This is a genomic window from Streptomyces sp. (genome assembly GCF_035563135.1).
GTDB lineage: Bacteria > Actinomycetota > Actinomycetes > Streptomycetales > Streptomycetaceae > Streptomyces.
Map to the genome: position 1 here is coordinate 1 of NZ_DATMVN010000165.1, position 9,599 is coordinate 9,599.

Consider the following 9,599-nt stretch of genomic DNA (forward strand, 5'->3'; position numbering starts at 1 on the left):
CGTCCTTTGGCCTGCCACGCTCTCTGACCAGCTACAACGCACGCTTTCGCATGGTCGTGACACAGGTACCACGAGGAGCAGACGGTGGCAGAGGAACAGGCATCACGCTGGGTTCTCGCGTTCGACGACGGCTGCGGCACATGCCGCGAGATCTCGGCCGTGGTGCGGAACGTATCGCAGGGGCGGTTGGGCGTCGCGCCCCTGCGCAGCCCGGAAGTGGAACGGTGGCGGACGCTGCACTTCGGCGCCGAACCACCCTGGGCGCCCACCCTGTTCCGCCTCTCCGCGGTCTCCGGCCCGCAGGACACAAAGGAGGCGGGGGAACCCACCGTGCTGGGCGCCTGGACCGGCCCGCGCATGGCCGCCCCACTCCTTCGGGTCCTGGGAGCCAGGTCGGCCTGGCGCGTGCTCCACGCGCTCGGGCGTCTGCGCCGCCGGGCGGCGGGCAAGGCGGACGCACTCCCCGGTGCGCCCCGCGGCCGCGTGGCCGTCAGCAGGGCCCAGTTCCTCCGTTACACCGGCGGGGCGGCGGTCGCCACCGCCCTGGTCCTGACGGGCAGGACCCCCGCGTTCGCCGAGCAGGAACAGGCCAGTGCCCACCGCTGGGCGGCACGGCGTGCGGCAGAGGGCCGTCTGCCGCAGACGTACACCGAGGTGTCCGCCTATCCTCCGGCCTACCGCAAGGCCGTCTACGCGCAGTCCGTGCCCCAGGTGCGCAGCTCGCTCTGGACGGACCACCTCACGGCCTTCGAGGCGTCGCGGAAGGAGCTGAACCCTGCTCAGCGGGCCGTGCTGGCGAACGCGCGGAGGATCGCGGGCGAGCCGTCGAACTTCGACAGGGCACGGGGCTCCGAGGGGCCGGCGGAGCCGCTCAAGGGGCGTCTGCTGGAGCTGCACCGGGACGCGGCCGACGCGTTCGGGGCCGACGGCGCGTACGCGATGCTCGCGAACCTCGGCCCGGCCGGTGCCCCGGAGGAGGGAGCGGGCGAGGTCCACGTGGCCATCCCTGACTGCGGATGTTCCGTCCGCGACCCGTACTGCGTGCTGGGCCGCTGCGAGGCGGGCAACGGCCGCTGCCGGGTGATCGTCGACGACTGCGGCACCTTCTACGCCTTCGACTGCGACGGAGGGTGCCCCGGCATTCCCTGGTGACCGCGTCGCTCCGGCCGTGCCGCGTCGGCGGCACGGCCGCTCATCCGCGGCCGGACCGTGCGGCCGGCCGCGGGCCAAATGGCCGACCGGCGTCCGGTGAGCCCTCCATCGTCGGTCCGTCCCCCGGCCGGCCCACCGCGACCGCGACGCGGTGCAGTCCCGGCGGTATCCATGACGGCGCTCCCCTGTGCGGTCCCGCCCCTTGTCCTGGGCGGAGGTGGGCCAGGGCAGAGGCTGCTTCCTCGGTTCGCTTCGAGCAGTCATGAGGAGCAGACCGACGACGTCGTCCCAGGAGGAGAGCGTCACATCCACAGGTGCCGGCTGGGCGGACTCGGCGTTCTGCCACCGCACGGACCTGGCCGGAAAGACACCCGGTGACCATCCGGGCTCTTGCTGCAGGGAGACATCGGGGCGTTCCTCGTCCGCGCTGCTGAGTTCAGCAAGAAGGACGCGGATCCGCGCCTCGCCGGGCTCACCGAACTCCTCGCCCATGGCGTCGTACATGAAGCAGGTCATGGTCATGCTCTCCGGTCGGACGGTGCACTGTTGAGACCGGGCCGGCCCTATCCCAGCCCCGGCGACGAGGGCGAAGACGCGAGCGTCTGGTCCGGCGGTCCTGTGCCGGGCCCCGGGCCGGTGGAGACAGAGCGGAGAGCGACGGAACATAGCGTCGCACCCGGTGGCTGGGACCACGCTGCCGGCCCTGCGGTGCCGCCTGTGCCCGCCGGATCCCCGCAACCGCACGAACCGCCCCACCGGGTCCGCGACGAGGTGCGTGCCCGGGGCGTCGACGAAAGGACACATGTGGTGAAGGCACGGATTGCACGTATGGGAGTCGCACTCGTCGCGGCCGCCGCAGCCGTCGTCGCGACGACGTCGGCCGCACAGGCCAACTCCGGCTTCTCCGTCGAGAAGTACGAGCAGATCCAGTTCGGGATGACCTTCGACGAGGTCTGGGAGATCGGCGGTGGTGAGGCGGCGTGTGACACCGGCGGCGTCATAGGCGACTCCATCCTCTGTTTCACCGAGTCGGGTGACTACGCCCCTTACGGAGGCTTCTCCTTCACCGACGACGGCGAGTTGTACAGCAAGCGCAACGAGTTCCTGTACAAGCCGAAGACACCGTCCATAAGGCTGTCGCACTACAACAAGACCTCTCTGGGCATGACCGAGGCCCAGGTGTGGGCCGTCGTCCCGAAGGACTCCTGTGTGGTGCAGGGAGAGAGCTATCCCGACTGGCCCGCCCTCACCGGGTTCGTCAAGAAGTACGCCTGCAAGGCCCAGACGGGCCTCTTCCCGCCGACGGCCTACTTCGACTTCACCGAGGGTGAGCTGACCTACCGCAGCCAGCGCAGCCTGACCTGACCCCGCGCGGATGGCGGTCGCACCTCCCCCGGCCGGTCCCGGTCGCCGCCGGAGCAACCGTGAGCGCCGCCCCGCACCGCCGTGTTCCCGGTCTCACCGCACAAAGGGACGGAACGGGTGGCCCGCCGGGCCGGCGTACACGCGGAAGCCGGGTTCACCGTCCCGGCCGTCGAAGCCCGGAGGGGTCGCGCCGAGCGCCGGTACTTCTCGTTGCGCACGATCGATGTCGACCGCGTCGGAGTCCAGGTGTTCCCGCAGCGGATCGCGGTCGCTGCGGAGCCGGACAGACGGCCGGTGATCCGGCGTCCCCTGCACCGCGATGTGCACACCGTCCGGGGTGGATGTCGTACCGGTCGTCGCTGTCCTCCTTGGTCTCACCACCGAGGACGGCCTGGCGGAAGCCGTCCAGGACTTCGGGGGCCGGGCAGCCGAGAGCGACGAGGCAGTACGCGGCGATGGGCGTGGCCGGTCTTTCCTCCATCTGCGTGGTCAGCGGAATCTCCGCGCTCTCCTGATGGAGCACCGGCCCCTGCCGTCCGCGTGGATGCGAACGGTACGCGGGAGAGGCCATGTCCCCAGTCCCGAACGACCGGGTCCGCAACCGACTCAAGCGCGGCTCGCCCGGCGGACGGCCACCCGGGTTCGACAAGGACGACTGCAAGCAGCGGCACGCGGTCGGGTACGGCGTCGACCGGCTCAAGCGCCACCGGGCGACCTGGAACGCGGCTTCGGGGATCCGCAGCGACGGCGGACGAAAGCCCATCGCGCCGGCCCCCTCGAAGCCGCGCGTGCCGTAGCAGTGCGGCGAACCCTCCAGGAACACCAGCGGCACACCCTGGCTGTCGGCGGCTTCAAGGGCGTATGCGACGAGCTGAGCACCGATGCCCTGACGCTGGAACCCCGGGACCACGCCCAGCGGTGACAGGGACAGGACGTCCACGATCCGGCGCGGCGCGTCCAACCGTGTCGCGCTCAGCAGCACATGCCCGACGACCCGGTCGTCGAGGACAGCGACGAAGGACATCGGCGCCGAGGCGGCCTCCGCGGCGCGAAGTGCGTCCACGAGCCCGGGAACCCGATCATTGGCGCCGAAGGCGCGCGTATGAACCTCGCGCACCTCTCGGTAGGGACCTCAGGCCCAGAAGCCCACCGCCCCGACCAGGCCGGCGGTCGGACCACTGCCCGGTCCGTTGCCCGGCGACCCCGGCCAGCAGGTCATGAACTGGCACTGTCGCGTTCACACCGCAGGGGTCGTTCGCTTGCTGCAGGCAGTGGTCAGGGCTGTTTCCGTGCGGCCGGGACGGCCGGTGAGGCAGATGTGAAGGCCGATGGCGCTACGGCGGACGGTGATGGCCATGAGGTGGAGGGGGCCGGTCGCGGCGGCCGCTACTCAGTGATACTTTATAGAGGTATTCAGTACTACACAGTACTGGCAGCACTGAGGAGCATGCGCGATGGACGACCTGACGGAGATGCTGAAGGGCACGCTCGAAGGATGCGTGCTCGAAATCATCGGCAGCGAGGAAACCTACGGGTACGCCGTCACTCGTCAGCTGAACGAGCTCGGCTTCACCGACGTCGTCGAGGGGACGGTGTACACCATCTTGCTGCGGCTGGAGAGGAACGGACTCGTCCAGGTGACGAAACGCCCCTCCGGGGTCGGTCCGCCACGCAAGTTCTACGCGCTCAACGACGCCGGACGCGAGGAACTCGCGAAGTTCTGGACGAAATGGCAGTACGTCTCATCACGTATCGACAAGCTCAAGGAGGGCGGGAGATGAACTTCCGGGAGACCATCACGGGCAGCGATCTCACCAGGGACTGGAAGGCGTTCGAAGCCAGGGCCGCGGCCCTGCCGGACGACCACCGGGCGGCGTGGGAACAGATCAAGACCCGCCTCTTTCCCCATGGGGACTTCACCGGCCGCAGCCTGATGCCCATCCTCGATGCCGCTCTGGGGCTGCTCGAAGAAACAGCAGCGGACGGGCAGAGCGCACACGAGGTGTTCGGCGACGACATCCAAGGCTTCTGCACGGCGCTGGCCGGCGGAGAAGGGGCCCGAACCTACCGCGACCGATGGCGCGAACAGTTGAACAAGAACGTCGTGAAGAAGCTGAGCCGACTGGGAGGCTGACGTGAGCATCCAGGACATCATCGAAGGCAAGAAACAGTGGCGGGCGCACACAGCTCGGGTCAAGGCGCTCCCGCCGGACTACCGGATCGTCTACAAGGAGATGCAGAAGTACCTGTTCAAGGTCGGCCCGGTGGACCTGCCCGACGGGCCCCTGCTCCCCGGAATCGTGGATTTCTTCGAGGAGGGCGCCGCTGCGGACAAGGGAGTCCTGGAACTCATCGGCAACGACGTCGCCGCGTTCTGCGACGGCCTGGTCAAGGACTCACGCACCTACGCGGACCTCTACCAGGAGTCCATCAGCGGGAAACCCGGCACGGCCGAGAAGTAACACCCGTCCTCTCGTGCGAGTGGGCGTAGCCCGCCCGCTTCCGCACCATGGCGACCTACCGGGGCTCCCTGCTCGTCGGGCATGTCGCCGGCGGCGTGATCCAGTGCGTGATGAGCGCGGTCCTGTCGGCGCCGCCGGGGTGGCGAGGGGGTTCCGGACCACGGACGCCACGGTACTGGAGTGGCCCGTGGTGTCCGGGCTGATCACGCTGTTCGCCCTGGCACTCACCTGGATCGCGGCCGGCATGGGCGCGGCCGGCCCGAACCCCGGGGCGGCCGGCAATACGGCCGTGCCGCTGATCCTTCTGCCGCTCGTCTCCAGCGCCTTCGTCCCGGCCGGTGCGATGCCGGGCTGGTTCCAGCCGATCACCGACCACCAGCCCTTCACCCCCGCCGCCGAAACCTTCCGCGGCCTCCTCCTCGGCACCGAAACCGACGACACCGGCTGGATCGCGATCGTCTGGGGCGCCGGCCTGGTCGCGCTCGGCTACCGCTGGTCGACGATGCGGGATCCGGCGGAGGAGGCCGTCAAGAACGCCAAGCGTGTCCTCGATGCCGCGCGATGCGGACTGCTGCGGTGGATACGGGACATCGAAGCCAGGTGTGCGCGTGTACCGGAGCCGGTGCGGTGGTGCGGGCCACGGCGCGGATCGGCGCGCGCACCGCCGGCGCGGACGGCCGGATGGTGCGCGCGCCTGGGTGCACCGGTGTGCGCACCATCAGGGTGGGCCGAGAAGCTCGGCCCACCCCCTTGTGTGTCACCCCAGAGGGGTCGTGCATTTCGTCGTCGTACCGTCGCTGAGGCACGCCCGGACCGAACGGCCGTCCGTCGCCTTCATCGTGCCGGCGTCGGCGACCTTCTCGTACGAGCCGCTGGGCGTCTTGTCCTCCAGCCATGCCGTGACGCCCTGGGCGTCGGTGCGGGCCCAGGCGTAATAGTCGGTGACCGACCATTGCGGACGGGAGCCGGCCAGGGTGACCCGGGCGCCACTCGGCAGCGTCGCCGTAGCCCAGTCGGTCGCCACCGAGGCCCACGTGGTGACGCTGCCCGGGGAGACTCCCTCGCACGCCTGGCCCGGCGCGCACGGGCCGATCGGACCCTCGGTGGACGTCTGGTAGATGTTGTTGCCCTGCTGGGTGGCGAACGCCCACTTCTTGCCGTCCACGACCAGCCCGGCGATCTCGTCGCCCGACAGCGGGTCCAGCGCGACCATCTTCGTGGTGCCCGAGGCCGTCAGCCGGGCTCCGGGCAGGGGCTCCGGCCGGGTCGTACGTGAGTCGACGCCGCCGGACGCGTGTTTCATGAGAGTGGCGGACACATCGTCGCGGCCGGGCGGGAGTTCGGCCTCACCCCAGTAGTACATGTGGTACGGATCCCAGGCCGGGCGCCCCTGGTAGATCGTGAACCGGCCGCCCAGGTAGATGTTGGCGTCCTCCACCACGTCCGGTTCGTAGTTCGGCATCCACTCGGTGACGCTCGCCGGATCGATGCCCGTGCACGGCAGCGTCGCGCACGGTGCCTGGGTGGGTTCCGTGGCCGATGTGTCCTCGTCCGTGGTGCACTGCGTGCCTGTCGCGTCGCTGACGCAGGCACGCAGTTCCGGAAGCCAGGAATACGCGCGGGTGGAGCCCGTCGACGTACGCGAGGCACCGGCCGGGGTGAACTCGGTGTACACCTGGCCCCAGCGGCCCTCGCCCTGCCAGGCCTCCAGCCACATGCGGCCACCGGCGGGCAGCTCGCCCTCGGCCCATCCCAGATAGGTGCCCTGCTTCAGCCTTCCGTCGACCTTCTGTACGAACGCACCCGACGGCAGCTCGGCCTTGTCCAGGTCGGAGCGGTCGACGTACGACCAGTCGGATGCCGGGATCGCGTCCGGATCGGCATCCGAACACCAGCCCTCGCACGGCCCGGCCGGGACCACCTGGGCGCCGTACGAGGCGACGCACCCGCGCTCGGCGCCGTCGCTCACACAGGCACTGTTGGTGTACGCACCCCGGGGAGCCCCGGTCGAGTACTGGAACATGCCGGTGGTGCCGGTCGTGTCACGGTAGGAACGCGGGTGTTCCAGCGTCGTCGTGATGTTGATGCCGTCCCCCCAGTTCTCCTCGGCCCGCAGCCACACACGCCCTTGGGTGACCCCGGCCCCGAACCGCACCTGCGCCCAGGCGTAGGTACGGCTCGTGTCCCAGGCCGGTTTACCCGTGTACAGGGTGATCCGCGTTCCCGACGCGAGCGTCGTCTCCTTCAGGACCTTCGGCGCACCACCGGACTGCCATTCCGTCACCTGGCTCGGATCGGCACCCTCGCAGGGGAGTTGGGGGCAGGGCGCCGGCACGGCGGCGGGCGCTGCAGCCGCCGTGGGAGCCGTCAGTATCGCGGCGGCCACGGCGATCGCTGCCGGCCACACGCAGCGGGACCATCCCCGCCACGCTCCGGTGCCTGCCCGTCTTCGTCCACCGCTTCCCGGTCGTCGGCCTCCCCCTGCTCTGATGGCTGCCCCGCTGTCCATCGCACCTCCAATGCCTCGTGTCCCTGCTACCACGGGCGCATAGGCCCAGGGCGATGGAACCGGCAGCCGCTCTCCGGCCCGTCTCGCCCATGTCTTCTGAGGCGAAATCCGGTCACCCCGGGCACCGGCACGGAAATGGTGCCGCGGCCCGGGCCGCGCCTCCCGTGCGCGCACCACCGTGCGGCGGCCGGGAGTACGGCGCACCACCGCGCCGACGCACCGGCGATGCCGGCGGTCGACTTCGAGGTTCGTCAGGACGGGCAGAGCGCGCAGGAGCCGGGTGGGGTGGGCAGGATCAGTACGGAGTTTGGCGAGAACCCGCCAGTTCTTGAGGTGGGCGCAGCCGTGTGGGGCCGGTGCACGTCCGACGGCGAGGAGTCGGCCGGTTTCCTTCTGGTCCGGGGTGAACCCGTGGGTCTGGCCGACGGTAGAGCCGGTGACGGTCACGGGGTCGCACATGCCGTTGTCCAGGCCGCGGGAACCGAGGCCGGTCGACGCCCCGAGACCGGTGGCGTGCAGGGGGGCCAGAACGTGGTCGTGGCGGACGGCGTGTTGTCGTGGGTGTGGCCGGACCGCGCGAAGGACATGCGGATCAGGCGCCTCTTCTCGTCGGCCAGGACGAGGAAGCGCAGGCCATCGGCCGTCGGGCGAGCGCTGACCACACCACGGCACACCGGTCACACGATGTCGTACCGGCCGAGATCACGCGAAGGGGCCGAAGAGCGTCGCCCGAAGGACGGGGGGATCCCCGGAGCAGAACTCACCGGCTCCCCGGGTGATGACAGCCGCGCCATCGAGTCAGGGACCGGCGGGCGCAGCCTGGCATGGCGGCCGTCACGAGCGGACGGCGGACACGCCCGGCTCCAGCCGGGCGCCGAGGGTTGCGGCGAATTCCTCGGCTCGGGCCAGCTGGACACGCAGCTTCTCCACCTGATCGACAGCAGCCTGCTCGTAGACACGTATACGCTCCAGCAGGGCCTCCCGCTCCCCGACGTCAAGGACGGCGCCGGCGTCGAGGCGGTCGGTGGCATCCAGCAGGTCACGCATCTGCTCCAGGGTGAAGCCCAGCGGCTTCATCCGTCGGATCACCATGAGCCGGGCGATGTCGGACTCGGTGTAGAGACGGAAGCCTCCCTGGGAACGGGCGGAGGGGACGACCAGGCCGGTCTCCTCATAGTGACGGATGGTGCGCAGGGACAATTCGGTCCGTGCGGCGACTTCGCCGATCTGCATGTGCTTGTCGTCCACGACCGTGTTCCTGGCCCTTCTCATCGAGGCGGACCGCGTTCCGCGCAGCCTCACCGGCCTCTACTCTAACGTTAGGGTAGAGTTGCTGACGGCGAGGACGGCTGGACCGCCCCGCTACTGACGTTCCGGGACCGATGGCGCCCCCGGCGGAGATCCGATTCCTGCAGGAGAGAGCGTGCGCGAGCCCATGACGCCGATCGCCGCCGCCTGCCCGCCGTGACCCTCCGCCATCGGACGCGAGTTCCCCGGTCGCCCGTCCACGACCGGCCCTGACTTCGCCCCTCTCTTCGGCTTCCGGGCCGTCCGCGGGGTGCCGGCCCGGCCCCTGCGCGTCCTTCCGCACTTCCCGGCCCGTCGGCAGGGTGTGCCTGAGCACGACAGGTACCCGTCTCCTTGTCTTCTTCTGCAGTAACTCCCGCCGCGTGGCTGCGCGGCCTGCGCCCCGACTGGTTGAGCAATCCGAAAGTCTGGCGTACCGAGGTGCTGGCCGGCCTGGTCGTCGCCCTGGCCCTGATTCCTGAGGCGATCTCCTTCTCCGTCATCGCCGGGGTGGATCCGGCGATCGGACTGTTCGCCTCCTTCACCATGGTCGTCACGATCTCCATCGTCGGCGGACGCCGCGCGATGATCTCCGCCGCCACCGGCGCGGTCGCGCTCGTCATCGCTCCCATGAACCGTGAACACGGTCTGGGTTACCTGATCGCCACCGTCATCCTGGCCGGCGTCTTCCAGATCGCCCTCGGTGCGCTGGGCGTGGCCAAACTCATGCGGTTCGTCCCCCGCTCGGTCATGACCGGCTTCGTCAACGCCCTCGCCATCATGATCTTCATGGCGCAGGTGCCCGAGATGCACGACGTGCCCTG

At 70.0% G+C, this 9,599-nt stretch carries 10 protein-coding genes and 2 pseudogenes; 8 read left to right on the top strand and 4 right to left on the bottom strand.

From position 1 onward, the window contains the following. Positions 1-84: 84 nt before the first annotated feature. Together VN520_RS07045 and VN520_RS07050 are read left to right on the top strand one after the other, a co-directional pair. Positions 85-1,152: a bacteriocin fulvocin C-related protein gene (locus VN520_RS07045; RefSeq protein ID WP_325745983.1), complete on the top strand. Its 1,068-nt coding sequence runs from the start codon at positions 85-87 to the stop codon at positions 1,150-1,152. 828 nt (positions 1,153-1,980) lie between these two features. Beyond that, the gene (locus VN520_RS07050; protein WP_325745984.1) at positions 1,981-2,517 is read left to right on the top strand and encodes a BLIP family protein; all 537 of its coding nucleotides are present in this window, start codon (positions 1,981-1,983) and stop codon (positions 2,515-2,517) included. Positions 2,518-2,610: 93 nt separating this feature from the next. Here the strand turns inward: VN520_RS07050 and VN520_RS07055 are convergent, their stop codons facing one another. Continuing rightward, the gene (locus VN520_RS07055; RefSeq protein WP_325745985.1) at positions 2,611-2,898 is read right to left on the bottom strand and encodes a VOC family protein; all 288 of its coding nucleotides are present in this window, start codon (positions 2,896-2,898) and stop codon (positions 2,611-2,613) included. A gap of 188 nt (positions 2,899-3,086) precedes the next feature. Here VN520_RS07055 and VN520_RS07060 point away from each other — a divergent pair, with 188 nt between their 5' ends. Then, a complete protein-coding gene (locus VN520_RS07060) occupies positions 3,087-3,314 on the top strand; it encodes a hypothetical protein (protein WP_325745986.1) in 228 nt (75 codons plus the stop codon). A gap of 38 nt (positions 3,315-3,352) precedes the next feature. Here the strand turns inward: VN520_RS07060 and VN520_RS07065 are convergent. Then, positions 3,353-3,634, bottom strand: a pseudogene (locus VN520_RS07065) (GNAT family N-acetyltransferase); the annotation flags it as partial. Positions 3,635-3,971: 337 nt separating this feature from the next. On the opposite strand from VN520_RS07065, the gene VN520_RS07070 reads away from it, so the two are divergent. The 4 genes and pseudogenes from VN520_RS07070 to VN520_RS07085 form a co-directional block, all read left to right on the top strand. Then, entirely contained in the window at positions 3,972-4,298 is a 327-nt protein-coding gene (locus VN520_RS07070; RefSeq protein ID WP_325745987.1) for a PadR family transcriptional regulator, read from the top strand. Next, positions 4,295-4,651, top strand: coding sequence for a DUF1048 domain-containing protein (locus VN520_RS07075; protein WP_325745988.1), 357 nt, complete (start codon positions 4,295-4,297; stop codon positions 4,649-4,651). The genes VN520_RS07070 and VN520_RS07075 overlap by 4 nt, the downstream gene beginning before the upstream one ends. A gap of 1 nt (position 4,652) precedes the next feature. Beyond that, complete coding sequence (locus tag VN520_RS07080) at positions 4,653-4,979, top strand: DUF1048 domain-containing protein (RefSeq protein ID WP_325745989.1); 327 nt, start codon at positions 4,653-4,655, stop codon at positions 4,977-4,979. A gap of 32 nt (positions 4,980-5,011) precedes the next feature. Next, positions 5,012-5,493: pseudogene (locus tag VN520_RS07085) on the top strand (ABC transporter permease); the annotation flags it as partial. Positions 5,494-5,736: 243 nt separating this feature from the next. Here VN520_RS07085 and VN520_RS07090 read toward each other — a convergent pair. Both VN520_RS07090 and VN520_RS07095 read right to left on the bottom strand, forming a co-directional pair. After that, entirely contained in the window at positions 5,737-7,386 is a 1,650-nt protein-coding gene (locus VN520_RS07090) for a hypothetical protein (RefSeq protein ID WP_325745990.1), read from the bottom strand. A 936-nt stretch (positions 7,387-8,322) separates the two neighbouring features. Further along, the gene (locus tag VN520_RS07095; protein ID WP_325745991.1) at positions 8,323-8,736 is read right to left on the bottom strand and encodes a MerR family transcriptional regulator; all 414 of its coding nucleotides are present in this window, start codon (positions 8,734-8,736) and stop codon (positions 8,323-8,325) included. Between the two features lie 393 nt (positions 8,737-9,129). Between VN520_RS07095 and VN520_RS07100 the strand changes: the two genes are divergently transcribed. Further along, a partial coding sequence (locus VN520_RS07100; RefSeq protein WP_325745992.1) for a SulP family inorganic anion transporter occupies positions 9,130-9,599 on the top strand: 470 nt, incomplete at its 3' end.

Bases quoted from the DNA above. Each gene is read 5' to 3' on its own strand.
- VN520_RS07050 (WP_325745984.1), top strand. From the start codon at position 1,981: ATGGGAGTCGCACTCGTCGCGGCCGCCGCAGCCGTCGTCGCGACGACG.
- VN520_RS07060 (WP_325745986.1), top strand. From the start codon at position 3,087: ATGTCCCCAGTCCCGAACGACCGGGTCCGCAACCGACTCAAGCGCGGC.
- VN520_RS07070 (WP_325745987.1), top strand. From the start codon at position 3,972: ATGGACGACCTGACGGAGATGCTGAAGGGCACGCTCGAAGGATGCGTG.
- VN520_RS07075 (WP_325745988.1), top strand. From the start codon at position 4,295: ATGAACTTCCGGGAGACCATCACGGGCAGCGATCTCACCAGGGACTGG.